The 24,246-nt window shown below is 60.4% G+C and carries 27 protein-coding genes and 1 tRNA gene; 17 read left to right on the top strand and 11 right to left on the bottom strand.

The window, feature by feature from the left end; genetic code table 11:
• Positions 1–2 precede the first annotated feature (2 nt).
• Positions 3–398, top strand: a complete 396-nt coding sequence (locus tag BGO80_RS18945) for a DUF983 domain-containing protein (protein ID WP_286722935.1) — start codon at positions 3–5, stop codon at positions 396–398.
• A gap of 96 nt (positions 399–494) precedes the next feature.
• Positions 495–662, top strand: coding sequence for a 50S ribosomal protein L33 (gene rpmG / locus BGO80_RS18940; RefSeq protein ID WP_046104197.1), 168 nt, complete (start codon positions 495–497; stop codon positions 660–662).
• Between the two features lie 381 nt (positions 663–1,043).
• On the opposite strand, the gene BGO80_RS18935 is transcribed toward rpmG, so the two are convergent.
• Both BGO80_RS18935 and BGO80_RS18930 read right to left on the bottom strand, forming a co-directional pair.
• The gene (locus tag BGO80_RS18935; RefSeq protein ID WP_286722934.1) at positions 1,044–2,414 is read right to left on the bottom strand and encodes a PleD family two-component system response regulator; all 1,371 of its coding nucleotides are present in this window, start codon (positions 2,412–2,414) and stop codon (positions 1,044–1,046) included.
• Between the two features lie 87 nt (positions 2,415–2,501).
• Complete coding sequence (locus BGO80_RS18930; RefSeq protein ID WP_126151563.1) at positions 2,502–2,873, bottom strand: response regulator; 372 nt, start codon at positions 2,871–2,873, stop codon at positions 2,502–2,504.
• 171 nt (positions 2,874–3,044) lie between these two features.
• Between BGO80_RS18930 and BGO80_RS18925 the strand changes: the two genes are divergently transcribed.
• From BGO80_RS18925 to BGO80_RS18885, 9 genes are all read left to right on the top strand, one after another.
• Positions 3,045–3,323 (top strand): DUF3572 family protein, encoded by a 279-nt coding sequence (locus BGO80_RS18925; protein ID WP_286722933.1) that lies wholly within the window; start codon positions 3,045–3,047, stop codon positions 3,321–3,323.
• Position 3,324: 1 nt separating this feature from the next.
• The gene (locus BGO80_RS18920; RefSeq protein ID WP_286722932.1) at positions 3,325–4,653 is read left to right on the top strand and encodes a DNA polymerase IV; all 1,329 of its coding nucleotides are present in this window, start codon (positions 3,325–3,327) and stop codon (positions 4,651–4,653) included.
• Positions 4,650–5,108: a RidA family protein gene (locus BGO80_RS18915; RefSeq protein ID WP_126151566.1), complete on the top strand. Its 459-nt coding sequence runs from the start codon at positions 4,650–4,652 to the stop codon at positions 5,106–5,108. The genes BGO80_RS18920 and BGO80_RS18915 overlap by 4 nt, the downstream gene beginning before the upstream one ends.
• 79 nt (positions 5,109–5,187) lie before the next feature.
• On the top strand, positions 5,188–5,949 hold the full coding sequence (locus tag BGO80_RS18910; RefSeq protein ID WP_286722931.1) for a glycerophosphodiester phosphodiesterase family protein: 762 nt from the start codon (positions 5,188–5,190) through the stop codon (positions 5,947–5,949).
• On the top strand, positions 5,918–7,114 hold the full coding sequence (locus BGO80_RS18905) for a GNAT family N-acetyltransferase (RefSeq protein WP_502686566.1): 1,197 nt from the start codon (positions 5,918–5,920) through the stop codon (positions 7,112–7,114). Before BGO80_RS18910 ends, BGO80_RS18905 begins: the two co-directional genes overlap by 32 nt.
• Positions 7,115–7,167: 53 nt before the next feature.
• Entirely contained in the window at positions 7,168–8,295 is a 1,128-nt protein-coding gene (locus tag BGO80_RS18900) for a hypothetical protein (RefSeq protein ID WP_286722930.1), read from the top strand.
• A gap of 16 nt (positions 8,296–8,311) precedes the next feature.
• Positions 8,312–8,728 (top strand): HIT family protein, encoded by a 417-nt coding sequence (locus tag BGO80_RS18895; RefSeq protein ID WP_126151569.1) that lies wholly within the window; start codon positions 8,312–8,314, stop codon positions 8,726–8,728.
• A gap of 54 nt (positions 8,729–8,782) precedes the next feature.
• Complete coding sequence (locus BGO80_RS18890) at positions 8,783–9,430, top strand: YoaK family protein (protein WP_286722929.1); 648 nt, start codon at positions 8,783–8,785, stop codon at positions 9,428–9,430.
• A gap of 92 nt (positions 9,431–9,522) precedes the next feature.
• Positions 9,523–10,155 (top strand): pyridoxamine 5'-phosphate oxidase family protein, encoded by a 633-nt coding sequence (locus BGO80_RS18885; protein WP_126151571.1) that lies wholly within the window; start codon positions 9,523–9,525, stop codon positions 10,153–10,155.
• 75 nt (positions 10,156–10,230) lie between these two features.
• On the opposite strand, the gene BGO80_RS18880 is transcribed toward BGO80_RS18885, so the two are convergent.
• The 5 genes from BGO80_RS18880 to clpS all read right to left on the bottom strand — a co-directional run bounded on the left by BGO80_RS18880 (position 10,231) and on the right by clpS (position 15,353).
• Positions 10,231–10,596, bottom strand: coding sequence for a YciI family protein (locus tag BGO80_RS18880; RefSeq protein ID WP_126151572.1), 366 nt, complete (start codon positions 10,594–10,596; stop codon positions 10,231–10,233).
• A gap of 25 nt (positions 10,597–10,621) precedes the next feature.
• Positions 10,622–11,830, bottom strand: coding sequence for a GDSL-type esterase/lipase family protein (locus tag BGO80_RS18875; RefSeq protein ID WP_126151573.1), 1,209 nt, complete (start codon positions 11,828–11,830; stop codon positions 10,622–10,624).
• A gap of 13 nt (positions 11,831–11,843) precedes the next feature.
• Entirely contained in the window at positions 11,844–12,434 is a 591-nt protein-coding gene (locus tag BGO80_RS18870) for a TetR/AcrR family transcriptional regulator (protein WP_211199031.1), read from the bottom strand.
• Positions 12,435–12,590: 156 nt separating this feature from the next.
• Entirely contained in the window at positions 12,591–14,930 is a 2,340-nt protein-coding gene (gene clpA, locus BGO80_RS18865) for an ATP-dependent Clp protease ATP-binding subunit ClpA (RefSeq protein ID WP_286722928.1), read from the bottom strand.
• Between the two features lie 9 nt (positions 14,931–14,939).
• Positions 14,940–15,353, bottom strand: a complete 414-nt coding sequence (gene clpS / locus BGO80_RS18860; protein ID WP_502686574.1) for an ATP-dependent Clp protease adapter ClpS — start codon at positions 15,351–15,353, stop codon at positions 14,940–14,942.
• Positions 15,354–15,684: 331 nt separating this feature from the next.
• Between clpS and BGO80_RS18855 the strand changes: the two genes are divergently transcribed.
• The gene (locus BGO80_RS18855; RefSeq protein ID WP_286722926.1) at positions 15,685–17,268 is read left to right on the top strand and encodes a serine hydrolase; all 1,584 of its coding nucleotides are present in this window, start codon (positions 15,685–15,687) and stop codon (positions 17,266–17,268) included.
• Positions 17,269–17,364: 96 nt separating this feature from the next.
• Entirely contained in the window at positions 17,365–17,637 is a 273-nt protein-coding gene (locus tag BGO80_RS18850; protein WP_126151577.1) for a hypothetical protein, read from the top strand.
• 70 nt (positions 17,638–17,707) lie between these two features.
• Here the strand turns inward: BGO80_RS18850 and BGO80_RS18845 are convergent, their stop codons facing one another.
• The gene (locus tag BGO80_RS18845; RefSeq protein ID WP_286722925.1) at positions 17,708–19,066 is read right to left on the bottom strand and encodes an MATE family efflux transporter; all 1,359 of its coding nucleotides are present in this window, start codon (positions 19,064–19,066) and stop codon (positions 17,708–17,710) included.
• A 273-nt stretch (positions 19,067–19,339) separates the two neighbouring features.
• Between BGO80_RS18845 and BGO80_RS18840 the strand changes: the two genes are divergently transcribed.
• The 3 genes from BGO80_RS18840 to BGO80_RS18830 all read left to right on the top strand — a co-directional run bounded on the left by BGO80_RS18840 (position 19,340) and on the right by BGO80_RS18830 (position 21,030).
• Positions 19,340–20,068 carry an AzlC family ABC transporter permease gene (locus tag BGO80_RS18840; RefSeq protein WP_126151579.1) on the top strand — a complete coding sequence of 243 codons (729 nt, stop codon included), beginning with the start codon at positions 19,340–19,342 and terminating at the stop codon, positions 20,066–20,068.
• The gene (locus BGO80_RS18835; protein WP_126151580.1) at positions 20,052–20,360 is read left to right on the top strand and encodes an AzlD family protein; all 309 of its coding nucleotides are present in this window, start codon (positions 20,052–20,054) and stop codon (positions 20,358–20,360) included. The genes BGO80_RS18840 and BGO80_RS18835 overlap by 17 nt, the downstream gene beginning before the upstream one ends.
• Positions 20,361–20,469: 109 nt before the next feature.
• Positions 20,470–21,030 (top strand): DUF3817 domain-containing protein, encoded by a 561-nt coding sequence (locus BGO80_RS18830; RefSeq protein WP_206437868.1) that lies wholly within the window; start codon positions 20,470–20,472, stop codon positions 21,028–21,030.
• A gap of 239 nt (positions 21,031–21,269) precedes the next feature.
• Here the strand turns inward: BGO80_RS18830 and BGO80_RS18825 are convergent.
• Positions 21,270–21,353: transfer RNA gene (locus tag BGO80_RS18825), tRNA-Leu, on the bottom strand.
• Between the two features lie 158 nt (positions 21,354–21,511).
• Entirely contained in the window at positions 21,512–21,895 is a 384-nt protein-coding gene (locus BGO80_RS18820) for a DoxX family protein (protein ID WP_126151581.1), read from the bottom strand.
• Between the two features lie 232 nt (positions 21,896–22,127).
• Here BGO80_RS18820 and rimO point away from each other — a divergent pair, with 232 nt between their 5' ends.
• Positions 22,128–23,453, top strand: coding sequence for a 30S ribosomal protein S12 methylthiotransferase RimO (rimO, locus tag BGO80_RS18815; RefSeq protein ID WP_286722924.1), 1,326 nt, complete (start codon positions 22,128–22,130; stop codon positions 23,451–23,453).
• 13 nt (positions 23,454–23,466) lie between these two features.
• On the opposite strand, the gene BGO80_RS18810 is transcribed toward rimO, so the two are convergent.
• Positions 23,467–24,204 (bottom strand): GGDEF domain-containing protein, encoded by a 738-nt coding sequence (locus BGO80_RS18810; protein WP_286722923.1) that lies wholly within the window; start codon positions 24,202–24,204, stop codon positions 23,467–23,469.
• Positions 24,205–24,246: the final 42 nt, after the last annotated feature.

The raw sequence follows: 24,246 nt of genomic DNA, 5'->3' as shown, positions 1-24,246 counted from the left end.
CTATGGAAGAGCAAACCCAAGTTCTCGAGCATCGCAGCGTCGGCCAGGCTATGGGGCGCGGCACACTGTGCCGTTGTCCACATTGTGGCCAGGGCAAGATGTTTCGCGCCTATCTCAAGGTTGCGGACCAGTGCAATGTGTGCGGCGAGGAACTCAATCATCATCGCGCCGATGATTTTCCGCCCTACATCGCCATCACCATTGTCGGGCACGTCATCATCTTCCTGATGCTGCACATGGACATGGCCTACAGGGTCGAGCCGATGACCTATGTCTGGACCATGATCCCGCTGGCCATTGTCCTGCCGCTGGCTATCCTGCCCTCGATCAAGGGGGCGATTGTCGGTCTGCAATGGGCAAACCGCATGTATGGCTTCGGAACCGGCCAGGCCGACTGATCCGCGCTTGACAATCCAGCGCAAATCCGTAGTTTGCGCTCAAATTCCGGCGCTGCCCCAGATGCAGCGCCTTTCGTTTTGTGAAGGACGACCCAAATGGCCAAGGCCGCCACTATCAAGATCAAACTCGTGTCGACGGCCGATACCGGCTTTTTCTACGTGACCAAGAAGAACGCCCGTACCCAGACTGAAAAGCTGGCGTTCAAGAAGTACGACCCGGTCGTCCGCAAGCACGTCGAGTTCAAGGAAGCCAAGATCAAGTAATCTGGTCTTCCAGCTTTGAATGCATAAAACCCCGCAAGCGATTGCGGGGTTTTGTTTTTGTCGGAACTGTCGATGGAATGTTGTGATGTCCAGCCTGCGCCTTGACCCCAAACGTCATCAAGCGATGGTGTCGAAGAAAGAGTGGCTGGTCCGGAGCGGCATGTCGAAGAGGCCACTCTAACCGCATCCGGACCAACCGCCCTACGGAACTCAGGAGTTGCGGCGGACCTGAGGTGGACCGTAGGGAACTGTAAAGGGTGAGCAACTGCCCCCTTCTGAACAGACACTAAGTCCGGGCCTGCCCATAACCAAGCAATTCCCTTGGTTAACGCCAAGCAACTCTTTGTTAACTATAACAGATAACCCTAACGGCGGTGGCGGCTAGGCGGCGTCGAAGATCACGCGGTTGCGTCCTTCGCGCTTGGCCCGATACAGCGCCACATCGGCCCGTTTGATCAGCATTTCAGGCGTGTCCGTCAGCGATTCATTGAGCGACACACCGACGGACACCGTAATCGACAGCGGACGCGGCAGACCGACGTCGAACGGTCGTTCGGCAATGGCCTGCCGCACCCGCTCAGCGACCACTTCAGCATTGCTCCAATCAGTGTCCGGCATCAGCACCACGAATTCTTCGCCGCCGACGCGGCAGGCAAGATCGACGCCGCGAATATTGCGCTTCAGCCGGGCCGAGAACTCGCGCAGTACGGCGTCGCCGATGTCGTGGCCGTAATTGTCGTTCACCGACTTGAAGTAATCGATATCGAGAATCATCAGCGCCATGTCCCGTTCCTGGGCCTGCGCCTTGCCGAGCATGACGTTGAGATGACGATCAAAATAGCGACGGTTGTAAAGCCCCGTCAGCTCGTCGGTAACGGCCAGCGCCATGGTGTGGTTGACGCTTTCGCGCAACTCCATGGCATAGCGATAGCGGCGGATCTGCGTGCGTACCCGCGCGGCAAGCTCGTTGCGCTCGACCGGACGGCTGATGAAGTCGTTGACGCCCAGGTCAAGCGCCCGCACCACACGCGGCTTGTCGGCCTCGTCGGCCATCAGAATGATGGGCAGGTTGCGCGCATGCTCAAGTGTGCGGATCTGCGAGCAGACGCGCAGGGGATCGAAATCCGTCAGACTCATGCTGACCAGGGCCAGCTCGTAGGAGGCGCCAGAAACCTGAAAAACCGCATCGGCGGGTTGGGTCAACACATCGACCTGATGTTCCGGTGCAAGGTGGCCCTTGATGCGGTCGGCATGGCGCGCATCCGTATCAATAATCAGGACCGAGCCGCCACTGGCGGAAATCTGGTCCATGGCGCGCAATGCATCCTCAATGGCGATTTGCTGGCCGGTGAGCGCGCGGGCGCGCAGCTCGTCGGTGAGCGACTTGAGGCGGATGAGGCTTTTGACACGCGCCATCAGCTGCATGTCGTCGACGGGCTTGGTCAGGAAGTCGTCGGCACCAACCTCCAGGCCCTTGACCCGGTCGGAGGGCTGATCGAGCGCCGTCACCATCAACACCGGCACGTGATGGGTGCGCGGATCGGCCTTGAGGCGGCGGCAGACCTCGAAGCCGTCCATTTCCGGCATCATCACATCGAGCAAGACGATGTCGATGTCCTGCGTCTGGCATATCTCAAGCGCCTGTTGCCCGGAGGTGGCAGTGACCACCTCGAAATATTCCGCGGTCAGGCGAACCTCGAGCAGGCGGATATTGGTGGGGATGTCGTCTACGATCAATACGCGGGCGGTCACGCCAATACCTCGACACGTGTGGGCCCGCCGGGCGTCTCATCGCCGGCGTCGAGCATGCCTGTGGCGCCACGGGGCGCGCCGGATAGGTCAGGCGGGCCCAATATAGTGGGCAATGGTTTCCAGAAAGTGAGACACGGAAATCGGCTTGGAGATGTACCCTTCGCAACCGCCCTGCAAAATCCGCTCCTCATCACCTTTCATGGCGAAGGCGGTGACGGCGATGACGGGAATATGGGCAAGCTGGTCATCGTCCTTGAGCCACTTGGTGACCACAAGGCCGGAAACTTCAGGCAGTTGGATATCCATCAGGATCAGGTCGGGCATGTGCGCCCGGGCCAAATCCAGTGCCTCCATGCCATTGCGCGTCTGGATGACGCGATAGCCACGCGATTCCAGCAGATCGTTGAAGAGCTTCATGTTCAGCTCGTTGTCTTCCACGATCATGACCGACTTGGGCATCATTCCTCACTTCGGCGCCGGGAAAGATCGGCGAGACGTTCGATTCGAACGCCTGCCGTCAAACACCCTGTTCCGCGTTTTTCGCACCGGAACGAACCGGAAACCAGTTCGCATTCTCCTGCCGATGCTTTAGCATTCAAACCGTTACAAAACACCAAATGGGGGCGGGTCTTGCCGTTGTCCAGCCGTGCCGCACCAGACATTACCGAACTTGCGGATCTCTGCCTGTCTTACCTGGCAGAGCATCCTGAAGAATTGCTGGCCTTCATGGAGCAGGCCGGCTTCGACCCGCACACCTTGCGGGCCTCGCTGGGCTCGCGTCGGCTGCAGCAGGGCCTCATCGACCACTTTGCCGCCAATGAGGGGATTCTACTCGCTCTTTGTGCCAATAGCGGCCTAACGCCAGAGACCTTCATGCGCGTCTGGCACAAGCTCAATCCGGCCGGCTGACATGCAGGTGGCCTGGCTCTGCCGCGATTGCCTTTCATCGGCGCCGGCGGCGGCGGCGCCCACGCGCTGTCCATCCTGCGGATCGCCACGTGTCCGCTGGCATGCCGAACTTTTCGCTCTGTCCATTGCCCATGTGGACTGCGACGCCTTTTACGCATCTGTCGAGAAGCGCGATGATCCCTCCCTCGCGAACAAGCCGCTGATCATTGGCGGCGGGGTACGCGGCGTGGTGTCCACCTGCTGCTATATTGCCAGGCAATCTGGCGTGCGCTCGGCCATGCCGATGTTCAAGGCACGCGAGCTTTGTCCCCAGGCCGTGATCATCAAGCCCAATATGAGCAAATATGTGGAGGTGAGCCGGCAGATCAGGCGCCATATGGAAACGCTGACGCCGCTGGTCGAGCCGCTCTCGATCGACGAAGCCTTTCTCGACCTCACCGGTACGGAGCGCCTGCACAAGGCGCCCCCTGCCCTGTCCCTGGCGCGCTTTGCCCGCACGGTTGAGCAAGATGTCGGCGTGACCATTTCGGTGGGGCTGAGCCACAACAAATTTCTGGCCAAAGTTGCCTCCGATCTCGACAAGCCGCGCGGCTTTGCGGTGATCGGTGCCGCCGAAACCCTCGATTTTCTCGCGCCGAGGCCTATCGGCCTGATCTTCGGCGTCGGCAAGGTGTTCAGCGAAACGCTCCGCAAGGACGGCTATGTGACCATCGGCCAGTTGCAGCAGGAAGACCCGGTGCGCTTGCTGCGGCTCTATGGCGAATCCGGCGCGCGCCTGGCGCGATTGTCACGGGGCCAGGACAGTCGCCGGGTCAGCATAGACGGCGAGATGAAGACCATCTCCTCGGAAACCACATTCAACACCGACATCACGAGCATCGAAGAGCTCTCCACCCAACTGCTCAAATGCTGCGAGCGCCTGTCCGAGCGGCTCAAGGCCAAGGGCGTGGTCGGCGACACGGTGACGCTGAAGCTAAAAACTGCCGGATTTCGGTTGCGCACGCGGGCGCGGCATTTGATGATGCCAACGCAACTGGCCAGCATGCTCTATGAAACCGGGCTGGGTCTGTTGCAGCACGAGGCGGACGGTACGCCATTCCGGCTGATCGGCATCGGGGTCTCCGGTCTCGATGCGGCAGATGGGTCTGACCCGGCCGATCTGCTGGAGCCTCAGGTGGCGCGAAAGGCTGCCGCCGAACGGGCCATGGACCGTGTTCGTACGCGCTTTGGGCGCGAGGCCGTGGTACGAGGTAAACTCTATACGGCGCGGCCCGATTCCCAGCCGCAGTCCGCGGAAGAAACAGACGATATCGAAGGCAAGACACGATGACCGATCCGATCCAGAAGCTGCGCGAGTATGGCTACGAGCTCCCGCCCGCAAAGGCACCGGTGGCCAGCTATGTTCCGGTGACCCGCAGCGGCAACCTCATCTATGTTTCCGGCCAGATTTCGAGCAATGAGCAGGGCGTCGTACAAGGGCGGCTCGGCGATAACATGAATGTGGTCCAAGGTGGCAACGCGGCTGAACTGGCCGCCGTCAACATTCTCTCTCAGGTCGTCAATATGGCCGGCGTGCCGCTGCATGAGATCAAGCAGATCCTCAAGCTCACCGTGCTGGTCGCCTCGACACCAGAGTTCTTCGAGCAGCACCTGGTGGCCAATGGGGCATCGAACCTGTTGGTCGGCGTCCTAGGCGACAAGGGCAAGCATGCTCGCGCCGCTTTCGGCGTAGCCGCCCTGCCCCTCGGCGCTGCGGTCGAAATTGATGCGGTGATCGAGGTTTAATCGATCTACCGGTGAGGCGTGATCGGTTTGTCATGAAGCTGTGGCATCCGACGCGCCTTCACCTTTTCGGCAGGAAGCCATGACCAGCCAGCTTTTTTCCCGTCCCATCGCGCATCGCGGCCTGCATGATCGCGCCGCCGGCATCGTCGAGAACAGTGCCGCCGCATTCGAAGCGGCCATTGCGGGCCATTTTGCCATCGAGTGCGACTTGCAGCTGAGCCGGGACGGGGTGCCAGTGGTTTTTCACGACGAGGTGCTCGACCGGCTGACGGGTGAAACCGGCCTGGTCAGTGATCGGCCGGTTGCTGAGCTGACCCATATCGGCCTCAAGGACAGCAAAGCCGGTGACCGGCCGCAGACGCTGGATGCTTTCCTCGAGCAGATCGATGGCCGCGCCCTGCTGCAGATCGAACTCAAGCACCAGCCCGATGCCGAGGCCACCCGGCGCCTGGCAGAGGCGGCGGCCGGCTCGCTGGCCCGCTACACCGGCGCAGTGACCGTTGAGTCATTCGATCCGCGCTTGATCAGCCTGATCCGTGACTTCGGCTTTGCCGGTCCGCGCGGGATCATCACCTACGATTATGAGGGTGAAGACTATCCGCCAGGGATCACAGAGGAGCAGCGCTACAGCATGCGCCACCTTCTCCACTGGCATGAGACGCAGTTCGATTTCATTTCCTGCGACAAGGCCGCGTTGACACTGCCGGCGATCGTGTTCTGGCGCGCGCTTGGTAAACCGATCACCGCCTGGACCATCCGCTCCGCCGTTGAAGCGGAGGCCGCGCGTCCCCATATCGATCAGATCGTCTTTGAAGGCTTCAATCCCGACCGTGTCGACTGACGGCTTAACGGCAAATATCCACCCCACCACGGCGTCCATCCCCGCCGCGGTGTGGAACAGCCTTGTCCCTTCGACAGATGGCGTGGTCGACAATCCATTCCTCGACCACGCGTTCTTTCTGGCGCTCGAAGAATCCGGTTGCGCCACTGCACGCACCGGGTGGCAGCCGCAGCACATGCTGCTGAACAATGCCGAAGGCGTGGCGGTCGGCCTACTGCCCCTATTCCTCAAATCCCACTCCATGGGCGAATATGTGTTCGACCACGGTTGGGCCAATGCGCTGGAGCGTGCGGGTGGGCAGTACTATCCCAAACTGCAGGGCTCGGTGCCCTTTACCCCAGCGACGGCTTCGAAACTGCTGGTGCCATCGGGACAGATCGACATTCAGGCGGCCCTGCTCTCCACGGCCCAGCAGTTGGCCGGACAGCGGAATGCGTCCTCGGTGCATCTCACTTTCCTGCCCGATGCAGAGGTGGAACTGGCCGGCTCACTGGACTGGCTGACTCGCAAAGACACGCAATTCCATTGGCGCAATGAGGGCTTTGCCGATTTCGAGCAGTTCCTCGACACCCTGTCATCGCGCAAGCGCAAGGTCATCCGGCGCGAGCGTCGCGACGCCTTGGCCGACGGAATAACGGTCAAGTGGCTTTCAGGCACTGAATTGCGCGAGGAGCACTGGGACGCCTTCTTCGCTTTTTATGAGGATACCGGCGCGCGGAAATGGGGGCGCCCCTATCTCAACCGCGCTTTCTTCTCGCTGCTCGGGCAGTACATGGCCGATCGGGTGGTGCTGATGCTGGCTTATGATGGCAACGAGCCTATCGCCGGCGCCATCAATTTCCGGGGCCGCGATCGTCTGTTCGGCCGAAACTGGGGCGCGACGCGCGACGTGCCATTCCTGCACTTCGAGGTGTGCTACTACCAGGCCATCGATTATGCCATCGCGCACAAACTGGCTGTCGTCGAAGCTGGCGCCCAAGGCGAGCACAAGCTGGCACGCGGCTATGCTCCGGTGACGACTCATTCCGCGCACTGGATCGCCCATCCGGGACTGCGCCACGCGGTGGCCGACTATCTTCGTGAAGAACAGGCCACCGTGGCGCGCGAGCAAGAAATTCTCGAAGAATTTACGCCATTCCGGCGCGGTGACCGGCAACAACGGTGATGCGAGGGGCAAAAGTTCTTTGCGTGGGCGACGGCAGGGCCTAAACAGGCATCATGGTTTGGGACATTCTGATCTTCCTGCTGCAGGCAGGACTCGTTTTCGTCGTATCGACGGCTTTATTCGACGCGCTCCATTGGTTGTTGCATCGCTGGGAGCGCTCCACCAATCCGCTGCTGCGCAAATTCTCGTCGTGGCACTGGGTGCACCACAAATTTCTAGGACTGGATATGCAGGTCAACCCGGCCTATGCCCGGGCAAATATCTGGTTTCACATTCTGCCGGAGTACTTGACCGGCATGGTCGGAACCGCACTGTTCTTGCTGGTGTTTACTTGGCCACCCATTGCCGCTGTGGCGATCATCCGCACGGTGATGCTGGTGCAAACGCTGCGTGAAGAGGGACTGGACTACAATCACATGTCGATGGACCGTGTCGGCGGCAAACAGGGATTGTTGTGGGTGAACAACAACTACCATGCCATGCATCACGTCTATCCGCACAATTTCTTTTCGTCATTCACCAATGCCTTTGACCTGATCATGGGCACCACCTGCCAGATCGAGGGCCGGCGGTTTCTCGTCACCGGCGCAAGCGGCGCTTTCGGCGCGGCCATGGTCAAGGCGCTGCAAAAACGCGGGGCCATTGTCGACACTGCCAAATCGGGCGTGGACTTTTCACCCGGGCAGTATGATGCGATCCGTGACAAACTCGAGCGCGCCGATGTTCTAGTGTTGGCGCATGGCGCCAAGAGCGATGACTGCTGGAATGCCAATTATGTGACGTTTCGCGATCTCATCGATCTCTTTGTGGAACACGGCAAGGCACGCCTGACCGCTCCCGAAGTCTGGGCTGTCGGCTCTGAGGTAGAGTTTCACGGCGATATGGGACTAGACGAGCTGAAGGATTACTCGTCCTCAAAGCGTGCCTTTGCCGCCCGTGCGCGCAGCTATTATCGCTCGAACGATCTCATCTACCGCCACATCGTGCCATCGTCATTTACCTCGGCAATGGGCAAGGGCGCGATGAGTGCCGAAACCGCGGTCAGTATCGCGCTGTTCTTCATTACGCGCGGCTTTAAATATGTACCGGTGACGCTGACCGGCCTGGCCGTTCTCAACTTCTTCCGTTTCCGTTACGCCAAAAACCAGGGCGAGGAAGCCCCGGCTACGGCAGGCGAATAAAATCCATGAGGGTGCGATGAGCTACGATCCCAACAATATTTTCGCGACGATCCTCAAGGGCGACATGCCCTGCCACAAGGTCTATGAGGACGAGACCGCTCTGGTAATGATGGACATCTTTCCGCAGTCGAAGGGCCATACCCTGGTCATCCCCAAGGCTGCATCGCGCAACCTGCTCGATGCCGATCCGGCGGCGCTCAGTGCCCTGATGCCACTGGTGCAGCGGGTGGCGCAGGCAGTAAAGGCGGCCACTAATGCCGACGGCGTGCGGTTGGCCCAGTTCAACGAGGCACCGGCTGGACAGACCGTGTTCCACCTGCATTTCCACCTCATTCCAGTCTATGAGGGCGTGGCTCTTGGGGCCCATGCCGGCGGCCGCGCTAATGACGCTGAACTGGCAGCTCTGGCCAAAGACATCGGCGCCCACATCTAGTCCTCATCGCCCAACGATGCGGCGTGTAGCCGCGAGACCAAAGGGGTATTGCCGATGGCTCCAGCACGGCATCTCGTCCTCGGCATGCTGCTGACCGGCGCGGCGGGATTCATAGATGCAGTCGGCTTTATCGAATTGGGCGGCTATTTCGTCTCATTCATGAGCGGCAATACCACCCAAGGCGGCGCCGCGCTCGTGGCAGGCGCCTACCCAGTCTTCGGCATGACCATGGCCCTGGTGGCTCTATTCTTCATCGGCTCAGTGATCGGTGCGGCGCTGGCTTTTTCAAATGTTCGGTGGGGCCCTGCGGCGGTGAGCGGCGCCGTGTTTGTTGGGGTCTGCCTTACGACAGCCTTGGTGTTGGCCGGCGTGCCGTCCGCCATCGCCATGCTGGTCCTCGCGGCCTCGGCCGGCGCGCAAAATGCCATCCTGCCGATGCGAAGCACAGTGCGACTCGGCGCTACTTTCGTTACCGGCACGCTCTATACTGCAGGCCAGGAGCTGGCCCTCGCCCTACAAGGCAAGGTACCTCCGCTGCGCTGGCTGCAGCATCTGGGTATCTGGTTCGGGCTTCTCGGCGGCGCCACCACCGGCGCCCTCGCCTATCGCTGGGCTGGAATTCACGCGCTTTACATCCCTATCGCCGTCTACGGTGCCTTCACTATGGGCCATCTTCTGGCCGGCAGCAGAGAGGCCGGGTGAGGCACGATTCTTGCGCTTGACAAGAATGATGTACGTACCTCATTTTGAGATGAACGTGGTAAGGCCACCACATCCGTTTCGAGGAGGACGATATGGACGCAACTCACCTGATCGAGGACGAGGAGACGCTGCGTGCACTTTATCCCGCCACGCACGACCTGGCGGTGCAGAAATTTCAGAGTAGCTTGGGCGTACACTCACGCGAATTCATTGCTCGCTCGCCCTTTGTCTGCATCGGGACACAGGACCTTGCGGGCCGCGCCGATGTCAGTCCGCGCGGCGATCCGCCTGGCTTTGTGCGCATACTCGATGACAAGACGCTCGCAATCCCCGACCGCCCAGGCAATAATCGGCTCGACAGCCTGTCCAATATCGTTGCCAACCCCAATGTGGGACTGCTGTTCGTCATTCCCGGTTTCGACGATACGCTTCGCGTCAACGGCACTGCCAAACTGACCACCGACCCGACCTTGCTCGAGACAATGGTGGTGAACAATCGCAGGCCGACGCTCGCCATCGTCGTGGAGGTTCGCGAAGTCTTCATGCATTGCGCCAAGGCATTCCGGCGTTCGCATCTCTGGGACCCTGCGCATCACCAGGACCGCAAAGCCATGCCGTCGCTGATCAAGATTATCCTGGATGAGACCTCGGTCGCGCCGGGTCCGGAGGAAATGGCCAGGATCGATGCCGGCTTGGAAGAAGACTACAAGCGCACACTTTACTGACCGGTGCCCACTGCACATGGCCGCTAAACGAAACGGGCGACGAGCCCATAGGCGCCTGCCCGCTAAACCGCTCGTTCAGATATTGACCCCGCCAGCGATCTCGCGCAGTTCCAGCACCACATCGATCAGACCTGAATCGATATGCAGCTGCAGAAACTCCTGGGCGATCCGCGACGCCGCTTCTACATCAGGCGCCTCAAAAACCGCGTAGCCGCCAATGACTTCCTTGGCTTCTGCAAAAGGGCCATCGGTTATGACTACCGCGCCAGTCTGCCCACCCAGCCGCCGTCCCTCGCTCACCGGCTTAAGGCCGCCAGTGGACACCAGCGCGCCTGAGGCCAGGTTCTTCTCCATCCAGGGCCCCATGGCATCCATGAGCTCCTGACTAACATCCTCGGGCTTGAGGTCGGCCGGCGGAATAATGGACATGAAGTAGCGCATCGTCAGTCTCCTGTGTGCCCCGGTATCATGGGCGTTCTGAACCACGACGAGCGAGAGCGGCGGAATTCGACATTGGCATCAATTTTTGCAAGACCGGTCCGAACCGCTCGCCAATGAGGCGATGCGTTTCAGCGTCGGGATGCAAACGATCTGGCAGCGGCAGGCGCTCATGGTCGGCTTCGCCGTAAAGATGCCGCCCGTCCAAATAATGAATGTTGGCGTCCTCACCGCTCCGTTGCTCGACAATGGCCGCAAGCTGCTCGCGAATAACGCTGAGGGTTAGCTTGCCCGAGCGGACCTCCTCGGCCTTGCCAAGGGCGACAAATTTTGTCTCGCCCCTCGCTAGAGCATCAAGGTCGAACATACCTGGACCGGGCGTGGTTTCGTGGATCGGACAGTAGATCGGCGAAATGACGAGCAGCGGCGTGTCGGGATGGCCATCGCGAATGGTGTCGAGAAATCCATGCACAGCAGGTCCGAAAGCGCGCAGCCGCATCAGGTCGGCATTGACCACGTTGATGCCGATCTTGACGCTGATGACATCGGCCGGCCTGTCGCGGATGGCGCGAGCGGTGAACGGGTCGAGCAGAGCATTGCCGCCAAATCCCATATTCATCAGATCGAGGCCAGCGGATGCCGCCGCAATGACGGGCCAGATTCCTGTCGGCGAGGTAGCATTGGAGCCGTGGCTGATCGAACTTCCGTGGTGCACCCAAAGCGGCCTGCCCTCTTCCGAAACCGTGTTGAGCGGCGCATCCGACCTCAAGACGCCGAGCTCGGTGACCTCGTTGTGCGGTAGCCAGATCTCTACGCGTTTCTCATTACCTGCCAGGCCGTCAAAGCGAAGCGTTTGTACTGCCGCCGCTTCGCGAGCCATGGCTCCAGAGGCCATGTCGAAACGCAGGATGGTTGCGTCCTTTGCCGATAACTGGCGTTCAAGTCGGCCATCGACGCACAAGTCAAAGACGCCGACCGGCCGAGGAGGAACGCCGACAATCTGACGCCGCGTGGTCATGACGTCGAGCTCGATAGCGGTGGCGACGGTCTGAAACACCAGCCGAACGGCAGAGGGCTCGGTTTCAACCATAGCCAACTGTGGATCTGAACATTGTGCGCGCGCCTTCGCCGGCAGGCGGTGGGGCAGCACGCCAAAATCAGTCCGCCCAAGCTCGGCAAAGCCGCGCATCAGAGATGGTGCGATTGCTGTGGTGATCGTTAAGCGGGGGGCTTTCATCTTGCAGGCGCTTTCAGCTCTTGTTTGTTTGGCTCGCCCAGCTCTGCAACAGAGCATCAAGGGCGTCGATGTCGCGGTTCCAGGACAGCTCGACATCCGGGGCGCTGTGGCTGAAGCTCCCGGCCAGCTCCAGCAGGGAAAAGCCCAAGACGAATGAGCCGATCAACCGCGTGGCGTGGACACGGTCTTCGTCTTCGAGGTTATAGCCCCGCAGCATCGCGTGGTTGACCCGCGCCAGGCGCGCGCCGCCACTGGCTGCGGCGCTTGCACCATCAAGTGGATAACGAGACGCCTGGAACAGGCCCGGATGCTGGCGCGCGAAGTCGCGATGGGCATTGGCCAGTCCGAACAAAGCGTCTCTGCCTGCCCGCCCTGCGACCGCTTCTTCCGTCCGGTCAGCCAGACGCTGCAGAGCGAGAAGAGCGACGCCCTTCTTGAGCTCGTGCACACTTTCCACATGGCCATAGAGACTGGGCAACCGCACGTCGAACAGTCGTGCAATTGCCGCCAGCGTCAGACTGTCAAACCCGTCTTCATCGGCAAGCCTGGCCGCCGCCGCGATGATTTTGTCTCGTGTTAGGCCTACCCTGACCACCGCATGCACCCAAAACGATATGTATTAGCCTTTTTCCTAACAGTGTTAGTTTTGTTTGGCAAGATGCCGACGGAGTGACATGCCGGGGGTTCAGGCGTGCGGACATCGAATACAAAAAGGCCGGGATCGCTCCCGGCCTCTTCATGGTGAACGCTGCTGGCAGCGTCAACTCTTGTCTGCCGTTGCCTTTGGCTTCTTCGGCTTAGGCAACGCCTTGGGCTTTGCTGGACGCGGTGGGGTGGCTACCAGTTCCAGCTTGGCCTCGGAGCCTTCACCGACGACGGCCACGGTGACATTGCCGCCATTGACGAGTTCCCCGAAAAGCACCTGATCGGCCAGCGGTTTCTTGACGTATTCCTGGATCACGCGACCTAGCGGGCGTGCACCCATACGTTCGTCATAACCGTGCTCGGCCAGCCAGTCGGCGGCTTCGGGCGTAAGGTTGATCGTGACCCCGCGTTCGGCCAATTGGCCTTCAAGCTGCAGCACGAATTTCTCGACGACGCGGCGCACCACTTCACGCGGCAGCGGCGCGAAGGAGATGATCGCGTCGAGGCGGTTGCGGAACTCCGGCGAGAAGGTGCGGTTGATCGCCTCTTCGTCGTCGCCCTTCTCGCGCTTGCGGCCAAAGCCGATGGGCGAGCGGGCCAGTTCGGATGCACCAACGTTCGACGTCATGATCAGGATGACATTGCGGAAGTCGACCGCCTTGCCATTGTGATCGGTCAGCTTGCCGTGGTCCATCACCTGGAGCAACACATTGTAGAGGTCCGGATGAGCCTTCTCAATTTCGTCCAGCAGCACCACGCAATGCGGATGCTGGTCGACGCCATCGGTGAGCAATCCGCCCTGGTCGAAGCCGACATAGCCCGGGGGCGCACCGATCAGGCGGCTGATAGTATGGCGTTCCATATATTCGGACATATCGAATCGCAGGAGCTCGACGCCGAGCGTATCGGCCAGCTGCTTGGCGACTTCCGTCTTGCCGACACCGGTCGGACCGGTAAACAGGTACGAACCGATCGGCTTCTCCGGCTCGCGCAGGCCGGCACGGGCCAGCTTGATCGCCGAGGACAGTGCCGTGATCGCATCGTCCTGTCCAAACACAACCGTGCGCAGGCTCTGTTCCAGTCCCGACAGGAGTTCGGCATCGGACTTGGACACCGACTTAGGCGGAATGCGAGCAATCGAGGCGATGGTGGTTTCGATATCCTCCACATCAATCAGCTTCTTGCGCTGGTCCTCGGGAAGCAGCATCTGGCTGGCGCCGGTCTCGTCGATCACGTCGATGGCCTTGTCGGGCAGCTTGCGATCGGTGATATAGCGCGCGCTGAGTTCCACGGCGGCCTTGAGAGCCTCGTCCGTGTACTTGATCTTGTGGAACTCTTCGAAATAGGGCCGCAAGCCCTTCACGATCTCGATGGCGTCCGGGACAGACGGCTCATTGACGTCGATCTTCTGGAAGCGACGAACCAGAGCCCGATCTTTCTCGAAGAACTGACGGTACTCCTTGTAGGTGGTCGAGCCGATGCAGCGGATCGCCCCGCTGGCCAAGGCTGGCTTGAGCAGGTTCGACGCATCGAGCGCGCCGCCGGAGGTTGCGCCGGCACCGATCATGGTGTGGATTTCGTCGATGAAGAGCACCGCATGCGGCATCTTCTCGAGCTCCTTCATCACCTGCTTGAGACGCTCCTCGAAGTCACCGCGATAGCGGGTGCCAGCAAGCAGCGAGCCCATATCGAGCGAGTAGATCACCGCTTCCTTGAGCACCTCTGGAACATCGCCCTCGACGATCTTGCGGGCCAGACCCTCGGCAATCGCGGTCTTGCCCACGCCGGCGTCACCGACATAGAGCGGATTGTTCTTGGAGCGGCGGCAGAGCACCTGGATGGTGCGGCGCAGTTCGGCATCACGACCGATCAACGGATCAACCTTGCCGGCCTTGGCCTTGTCATTGAGGTTGACGCAGAAATCGGCGAGAGCCGAACTCTTTTTGCCTTCTGCACCCCCTTCGGCAGAGCCCTCCCCTTCCTCGGCGCCGCGCACCTTGCGCTCTTCGCTATGGCCGGACTTGGTGATGCCGTGGGAGATAAAATTGACCGCGTCCAGCCGGCTCATGTCCTGCTGTTCGAGGAAATAGGCGGCGTGGCTCTCGCGTTCGGCGAAAATAGCGACGAGCACGTTGGCCCCAGTCACCTCTTCGCGGCCGGAGGATTGAACATGGATAACGGCGCGCTGAATGACGCGCTGGAACGCGGCCGTCGGGCGCGCATCCTGGCCGTTCTGCACGACGAGGCTGTCCAGTTCTTCATTGATGAAATCTTCGAGGTCGCTTTTGAGCGCGTCGATATCGACGTCGCAGCCGGTGAGCACGGCGATCGTCTCGCGGTCGTCGGTCAGCGCCAGCAGGAGGTGCTCGAGCGTGGCGAACTCATGGTTACGCTCCCGAGCCAGGTTCATTGCCTGATGCAGGGCCTTTTCGAGTCCGCGCGAAAATGAGGGCATATGATGTTCCTACTGTTTTTCCATCACGCATTGCAGCGGATGCTGGTTCTTGCGTGCCGTATCCATGACGCGGGTCACCTTGGTTTCGGCGACTTCGTAAGGATATACGCCGCACTCACCCACCCCCTTCTGGTGAACGTGCAGCATGATCTGCATGGCGTCTTCTCGCGACTTGTTGAAGACGTCCTGCAGCACCAGAACGACGAATTCCATCGGCGTGTAGTCGTCGTTGAGCAGCAGAACCCGATAGAGGTTCGGCCGCTTGGTTTTGGGACGCGTCTTGGTCGCCGTCCCGGTTTCAAAACCTGCGTCGTTGCCGCCGCCTTTCCCATCGTCCTTGTTCGCAGGTCCGCTGACCAAGGCAAAGCCCTGGCGCTGCTGGAATGCGGAGGATTTGGACAGGATGGGCTGAAGAGAAATCATGGTCATTGGGGTCGACTGTCGCCAGAGGAAACGAAGCAGCTGGTTAGGTGCATTATGTAAGCAAAAATGGCGCGGTGTTAAGGGCCATGCCATCCCGATTATTTGACCGCGCCGCGGAGGTTCGGTCAGGCCGGGATTGAAGAGGCATCGCATTGCCTCGTGGCCATTTGGAGACTCAGCACCAAAAATCGATTGCATTTTACGGAATGGTAACGGCGCAGGCCATATTGTCGAAAAGGATGATGTTGCGGGGTTTGGGGACCACTCGGAACATCGATTGTTGTGTTGCGTACGGGCATGAGGCCGCCCGATTGAGTAATTGGAGTACCGGGTGATTTTCCTGGCGAAGACCCCCTGGCGCGTCGTGTTTTTCCGCGCCCTTGCAGCACTTTTTCTGTCGCTTGCCGTCAGCCTGCACGCTGCAGCACCGGCGCACGCGATCGAAAACCTCCGCAAATATGCCGGCATCGTCGTGGACGCCAAGTCCGGACAGGTTCTCTACGAGGAAGCCGCCGATTCCAAGCGTTACCCCGCCTCCGTGGCCAAGGTGATGACGCTCTACATCCTGTTTCAGGAGTTGAACGCCGGAAATCTCTCGCTCACCACCAAGATGACCGTGTCCCGTCACGCCGCCTCGGCGGTTCCGACAAAGCTGGGGCTGCGGGCCGGTGCCACCATCTCGGTTGAGGACGCTATCAAGGCTCTGGTGACCCTCTCGGCCAACGACATTGCCAGGGTCATTGCAGAAAATATTTCCGGCTCGGAAACCAAGTTCGCCGAGCGCATGACCGCTACGGCACGCGCCATGGGCATGCGCAACACCACCTACCGCAACGCTTCTGGCCTGCCCGATGGCGGTCAGCTGACCACGGTGCGCGACCAGGCTATCCTGGGCATCGCCGTCTACCAGCATTTCCCGCAATATTACGAGTATTTCCAGACCACGGCCTTCCGCTTCGGCGGGAAGACCTATGGCAACCATAACCGCGTGCTCGGCTATATGGGTGCCGTCGACGGCATCAAGACCGGCTACATCAATGCTGCCGGTTCCAATCTGTTGACCGCCGCACGCAAAGATAACCGCCACATCGTCATCGTCGCCTTTGGCTTCAATTCGGCCGGCGCGCGTGATGAAAAGGTGCGTCAGCTTGTGGCCAACTACCTGCCCAAGGGTCGCCGCGGCGATTATCAGCGCACCGCGCTGGTGCCGCTGCCGGGCCGCCAGGGCAACAATAATGTGCAGGTTGCCGTCGCTCAGCCGACGCAGCCGGTGTTCGTCACCCCCATGCCGATGCCCGCCTTCCGCTTCGCCGCGCTGGTGGCTGCCAATGGTGCGCAGCCGCAGAGCCAGCCGATGCAGGCACAGCCTGTTGCCGTGGCCAGCACCGCACCCATGCCGCTGCCGCCCCCGACTGCACAGACATTGCAGCCCGCCGTGCAGGCTGCCGCCGTCCTCGCTGCTCCCACCCAGGCGCCGCAGCCTGCCTATCCCAGCCAGGACGTGATCGGTGCGTGGCTCAGCGAAACCTATAATCTAGGCGCTCCACCGGCTGCCCTCGGCCAGACTCCGGCATCCGCGCCGCTGTTGCCCCCGGGCAGCGTTCAGGCCAATGACAACCAGCCGATCGACCTGATGACCTCGGGTTCGGTGGCTCAGGCGACGCCTGATGTCGGTGGCTGGATCGTGCAGATCGGTGCCGGCCCCTCCGAGGACAGCGCTCGCGCCATGCTTTCGGATGCGGCCCGCAAGGTGAATGGCCTTGGTGACTTCCGCTCCTATGTCGAACGCTTCGAGAAGAACGGTCAGACGTTCTATCGTGCCCGCTTCGTCGGTTTCGGCAATCGCGACGACGCCACGACCATGTGCAACCGTCTCAAGGATCAGAGCCTGGCGTGTCTCGCCATGCAGGGCTAAAGGCTGGAAACAGCCGCAAGAAGAATAGGTACGGCGCGAACAAGCGCCGGCCGGTGAACGGGGAAACAGCTTGGTGCTTGTGTTTGGAGTAGCCCCATGAGTGAACGGAACGCCCTCATCGAACTGGCCGGTTTCATCGGCCGCTCTCCCCTCGCCTCGCCCGATATGCGCGTACGCAATCGGGTGCTGGCCGGTCTTAGCGACAGCATAATGCCCCGTCAGCGCCGTTCGGTCGGCGACCTCTTGGCGGTGGTGATGGCGCTGTCTGCCCGGACCCGCCGCATGGCACAGGATCCGGTCCATGTCGAAGTCGATGTCTTCGCCCCCGGTGGCAAACGCGCCGTTAGGCTGACACTGGGCGATAACTGACAGAACCGACAGATTTGCCTTTGAGCGACCGGCGACACCAACATGTCGCCGGTCTTTTCGTTTGCGGCGCCTAGACCAGCGCCACGATGTCCTTGCGGCGCCAGACGAAATAATACCAGGCCGCCTGCATCAGCATCATGCCGGTAAAGCTGGCTGCATAGGCAATCCAGATGCCCGAGAGGCCAAAATCGGTCTGGCTCAGCCAGATGGCGCCGGGCAGCTCGATGATGAGGATCGCCGCCAACGCAATGGCCATGGGTGCGTAGACCATGCCGCTGGCGCGCATCATGCCCGAAAACACCACACCCCAGCCAAAGGGGAGAATGGCCCAGAGCACGATGTGCAGCAAATGCTGAGTAAGATCGATCACCTCAGGGTCGGTGATGAACAGTGCAACCAGGCGTTCGCTGAACAGATAGGCCAAGGCAATCAGCGCGCCGGTGATGATCAGGTTCATCATCAAGGCCGTGCGGGTGATGGCGCCCAGCTGTTCCTGCCGCCGCGCCCCAATCGCCTGGGCGCCGAAGATCGAGGTGGCGATGCCGATCGACATGGCTGGGAACTGCACATAGTTCAGCACCTGGTTGAGAGCGCCATAGGCAGCTGTCGCATTGGAACCGAAGCGATTGACCAGCCCGACCACCACGATGCCGGCCACAGACGCCACAACCATCTGCAGCCCAGCAGGAACCCCTAGCCTTAGGATAAGACCGAGCAGCTTGAAGTCCGGCTTCAAGGCACGAAGCATGGTCGCATCTGGAGCCAGCGGCATCTTGCGGGCACGCATGTAGAAGAACAGAAACACCAAGACGATGACGAAGCCGGCGATAAAGCCCCAGGCGGCCGAGTTGACGCCCAGTGCCGGCAGGCCCCACCAGCCCTCGATCAACGCCGGCGTCAGGATGATGCCAACGACCATGGAGAGCAGAAGCGAGAACAGCGGCGTGATGGTGTCGCCAACCCCGCGCAGCACCGAAGTGACCACGAGGAAGACGAAGAAACCCGGCATGCCGAGGAACATGATGCGTCCGTAGTCGATGGCGGTCTGCCGAATATTTTCCGGCGCGCCGAGCACGCTCATGATCTGCTCGATAAAAACCGAGCCGATGATCGCGACGACCAGGCCCATTACTACGGCGGCGGTAATGGTTGTGCCTGTCACCTGCTTGACGCGGTCGACATTACGGGCGCCCCAGGCCTGCCCGATCAGGATGGTCGAGCCGGCGGAAAGGCCGATGATGAAGCTGATGAGAAAGAACAGGATCGGGAAGAAGGTGGCAAGCGCCGCCAGCGCATCCACTCCGATCATCTGGCCGATAAAGATAGAATTGATCGTCCCCGACAACGCCTGAAGAATATTCGAGGCCATAAGCGGGACGAGGAAGACGGCAAACCGCTGCCACAGCGGTCGAGTCGAATGGGGGTTCATGTGAACACTCCGGGGAACGAAAACGCGCAGGTCAACTCGCTCGGCCCCGGGGGCGGCACAACTAGCGGACTAGTGCGCCGGTGGGACCGCTTTGCACCGAAGTAGACGGATGCTGGCTGGACGGGCGCTGGAGGCTCGGCAATGACACGGCGGACTATCTACGCCCGGCTCAAGCCCTCGTCAATCGAGACGGGAGTGCCATCAGTGGCAGCGATGATCCCCATCAGCAATAATCATGGCATTCTGCTGCCGGCTCCGTGATATGCGAGCCTGATGAGTGCGCAAAATCCAAACCCGTCCCTCGTCCTAGACCAGTTTCTGGCCGGAGCACGCGCATGCGTGCCGGTGGCCATTTCGGTCGCTGCCTATGGTCTGGTCTGGGGCGTGTTGGCGCGCGGGGCGGGGTTGAGCGCGCTTGAAGTCATGATGATGAGCGGCTTTGTGTTTGCGGGGTCGGCGCAATTCGTTGCACTCGACCTCTGGACCAGTACCCCGGCGACCCTGCCCATCGGCCCGCTCGTGCTGGCGGCACTGATTGTCAATCTCCGCTACCTGCTTCTGACAGCTACGCTGCGACCGCTGTTTCCCCAGGACAAACTCGGGAGCGGGGCGCTCAGCATGTATCTGGTGACGGACGAGAACTGGGCCATGACCGTCGCCGCAATGGCGCGCGGCCAGGGTAGCGTGGCGTTTCTGATGGGCGGAGGCGCGCTCGCCTGGATTTCCTGGATGTCGACAAATCTCACCGGCTATTTCCTGGGCTCGGCCATTGATGACCCCTCGCGCTGGGGGCTCGACTTTGCCTTCACGGCTACATTCCTCGCCCTGCTGCTGGGGATGTGGAAAGGCCGGGGCGATCTTCTGCCATGGTTTGTGGCCGCCCTGGCCGCCATTGTCACCCAGCATTGGCTGCAGGGGAGTTGGCACATTCTTGTGGGTGGTATCGTCGGCAGCCTGGCGGGTGCAATCATGGAGGTGCGCAAACATGCACACCAGTCCTGAAGCGGTCCTCGCAATTCTCGGCATGGCGCTTATGACCATTGCCATCAAGGCGAGCGGCCTTTTGCTGGCTGATCGCCTGCCGCGCACCGGCTTTGCTGCAGCTTGGCTTCGTCACATCCCGGGAGCAGTGCTCGCTGCCCTTGTCGCGCCGGCCCTCGTCTCTGGATCAATCGCCGAAGTCATCGCTGCTGCCGCAACAACTGTCGTGTTCCTCGTCACGCGAAATCTCTTCGCGGCAATGGCCAGCGGCGTACTGACAATCTTTCTCATGCGCCTCTGGCTGGGCGCGTAAGATAGGCGTTTTTGTGAGAGTAGCGCTTGAGCTCCGTCAGCATCGCAATGTAAGCCCGGGCCAATTATCCGAAGAATGCGCTGACGAGACCTATCGAGACTGCAAAACGATGGCGGCGATCAAAGACCAAAGTGTAATTTTCTCAGGATCCACAAGCCATTGCCTATGCGTCAGCGCTGCCGACTTCATTCGGGGCAAACGCCGCACCCGTTCAAGCGATGGATGGGCGTCGAGGCGTTTGGTCTTCCTCCGGCGTAAAACTGACCATACGCGTCGCGTCACTCGTCGCCTCAAACGCGTGGTCTATGGACGAAGCCAGTTCAGGGCGACAATCGGTCACGACGACACCTCGAGGGTGAAGTACGATATCGGCAGCATGTTTAAAGCTTTCCGATACGTCGCCATTCTTGAAGGCGTGACCACCCTGGCGCTATTTTTCGTAGCCATGCCAGCAAAGTACTTCTTCGATTTCCCAGATCTGGTGCCTCCAGTCGGCACCATCCATGGATGGGCTTTTCTGGCCTATCTGTTGATGATGATCGTTGCCCTATGGGGAAAAAGCTTCACAGTTCTGGAATGGGCCAGAACCACAATCGCATCGTTTTTCCCGTTCGGGACGTTTCTGAACGACTCGTTCCTGAAGCGCAAAGAGGCTGAGCTATCGCAGTAAGTTGCCGCCGGCCGTTGAGGGGGGCGCCCGCTTCGCTTACAGTCGGCCAGCGGGTCGAGGGCACGGATATAGTGTGATTGCCATCCGCTGCGCGTTACATTGATAGATCCGGCCTGAAGCCAAAACCTGTAGGCTACTCCAGTCCATGAAGTAACAAACGACACGTCGCGGAAATGGGGTGGGCACGTTCGCCCGCTAACCACCTAGAAACGTGAAATAACTGCGCTCTTTGAAATCTTTGGTGCCCCCCGCCGGACTCGAACCGGCACGCCTCGCGGCGGAGGATTTTGAGTCCTCTGCGTCTACCATTCCGCCAGAGGGGCAATCCAAAGCGGTGCCTGCGTAGCATCGCCGCTCGCGGCTCGCAAGCTGCAAAACTCGCGCATCCACCAGAGCGGTCGTCGCAACTGCCTCGGCAACAAGAAGGGCCGCTCCAGCGGAGCAGCCCTCATTCACAGTGCGATCCTGGCGCAGGTGCTTATCAACGCTTGTTGATGCTCCAGGCACCCGGGCCAGCAAAGACCAGGTAAAGGAAGACGAAGCAGAACAGAATCGCGGCGTCGCCGCCATTATTGGCCGGGAACAGATTGCCGGGCGCGTGTACCATCCAATAAGCGACGGCCATGGTGCCCGAGGCAATGAACGCTGCCGGGCGGGTGAAGAAGCCCAGGGCAATGGCGATGCCGGTGATGATCTCGATCACGCCGGCAAACCAGAAAATGCTACCCACTGGCGGCATGAAGTCGGTGGCGGGGAAGCCGAACAGCTTTTGCGTGCCGTGGAGGAAAAACAGGAGCGCGGCGACGATGCGCAGCACGGCAAGAGCCTGCGGCGCGTATGCGGAGAGACGATCGGTCATGGAAATGCTCTTTCATGCTGCGCCGGTACTAGCGCGGGGGGATTTGGTAGCGCATCCAATTACATCGCAAAATTGCACCAATGTCAGACGCACTGTTCGCGAAAACACTATCAACTTGCCGTGTTGGGCGTTGGCGGCAAACCAGACCAGCATCGCGTGCGGGGGCAGTCACATTGCGTAACCGTCAAAGATTCTATATGACGCGCTATCTTTCAAATGACTGGACCATGCTGCGCAGATGACTCAGGCGCCTAAAATCGGACTCGTCAGCCTCGGCTGCCCCAAGGCGCTTGTGGATAGCGAGCGCATCATGACGACATTGCGGGCGCAAGGCTATTCGTTCAGCCGAGACTATGCGGGCGCAGACATCGTCCTGGTGAACACCTGCGGCTTCCTCGACTCGGCAAAGCAGGAAAGTCTCGAGGCCATTGGTGAAGCGCTGAATGAAAACGGCAAGGTGATCGTTACCGGTTGCCTGGGCGTCGAGGAAAACCTCATCCGCGAGACCCACCCCTCGGTGCTCGCCATCACCGGCCCGCATCAATATGAAAGCGTGGTTTCGGCGGTGCATGACCATTTGCCGCCCGTGCCGAACAAGTTCGTTGACCTGGTGCCGGAGAGCGGGCTGAAGCTGACGCCGCGCCACTACGCCTATCTCAAGATTTCCGAAGGCTGCAACAATCGCTGCTCCTTCTGCATTATTCCGCAGATCCGCGGCGACCTCGCCTCGCGTCCTGCCGCCGGCATCTTGTCCGAAGCCGAGGGCCTGATCCGCTCTGGCGTCAAGGAACTGCTGGTGATTAGCCAGGACACCAGTGCCTATGGCCTGGACATCAAATATGCCACCTCCAAGTATCGCGGTCGCGAGGTGAAGGCCAAGTTCTATGACCTCGCCAAGGAACTGGGCGAGCTCGGCGCCTGGGTGCGCCTGCACTATGTCTATCCCTATCCGCATGTCGATCCGGTGATGGAACTGATGGCAGAGGGCCTCGTCCTGCCCTATCTCGACATTCCCTTCCAGCACGCTTCGCCAAATGTGTTGAAGGCCATGCGCCGCCCGGCACACCAGGAAAAGACGCTCAACCGCATTCTCGACTGGAAGCGCCAGGTGCCAGATCTCACCGTGCGCTCCAACTTTATCGTCGGCTTCCCTGGCGAGACCGAGGAAGATTTCGAAATGCTGCTCGATTTCATCGAGGAAGCCGAAATCGACCGGGCCGGATGCTTCAAGTATGAGCCGGTCACCGGCGCCACAGCCAACGAACTCGATGGTGTCGTGCCCGACGAGGTCAAGGAAGAGCGTTTTGCGCAGCTGATGGAAGTGGCGCAGAACGTGTCGTTCCATCAGTTGCAGAAGAAGGTCGGTCGGACCATCGACGTGATCGTTGACGACGTGCGCCCGGAAGAAAACCGCGCCATCGCTCGCTCCAAGTGGGACGCGCCGGAGATTGATGGTCAGGTCATCATCGACAATGCGACCAATATCAAGATCGGCGACATCGTCTCGGTAAATGTCACTGACAACGACGAATACGACCTTTTCGCCGAACCTGCTGCCCAATAAACGCCTCGGTGGCTCAGGCGAACTGAACCGCGCCGGAGCTCGAGCGTGCCTGCTTCTCACCATAGAGCCGACGGTCGGTGCGCTCGATTGCCTCCCGGAAGGTGGTTGGTGGTCGCAGCACCACCGACCCGCAAGTCGCGGAAACGGGCTGGCGGTCATTGCCGCTGCGGGTGGCGAAACCTTCAGTGGCGAGCCGATTGATTTCAGCGAGCTGGGCGTCATTCAGCGTCGCGGTGCGGTTGGGCACGAAAGCGCAGAACTCGTCGCCGCCGATGCGCGCAATGAGACAATCAGACCCCATTACAGTCTCCAGAGCTTTCCCAAGGGCAATGATGGCATCGTCGCCGGCAAGGTGGCCATATTGGTCATTTATGGCCTTTAGGCGATCGGCGTCCGCAAGCACGAAAAGCCCGCCGACACCGTGCGCCATGGTGAGATCGAACTGCTCGATGAAGCTGCGGCGGTTCAGCAGCCCCGTCAGCGGATCGGTTGCCGCACGCCGAGCCAGTTCGCTGCTCTTGCGCATCAGGTCACGATAGGCGTTCAGCGTTTCTTCCAGCTTCGAAAAGCCTACCAGGGCAATTGGAATGGCAATGGCGAACGGCAGGATTAAGCGGACGAGAACCGTCACAGTATCCGCTTCGATCCCAAGTACGGCGCGAACGCCGGTGGATAAAGAAATGGAAATCGCAGCTGCGATCACCGACACCAACGCCGTCTTACGCAGAACATAACGGGATGGCCATTTCACTTGCATTACTCTCAGCCGACCGACACGCATCCCGCCTGTGGT

The organism is Devosia sp. 63-57 (assembly GCF_001899045.1).
Lineage (GTDB): Bacteria > Pseudomonadota > Alphaproteobacteria > Rhizobiales > Devosiaceae > Devosia > Devosia equisanguinis.
Note: the sequence above shows the minus strand (reverse complement) of the source record. Positions and strands in the feature narration are given on the sequence as shown.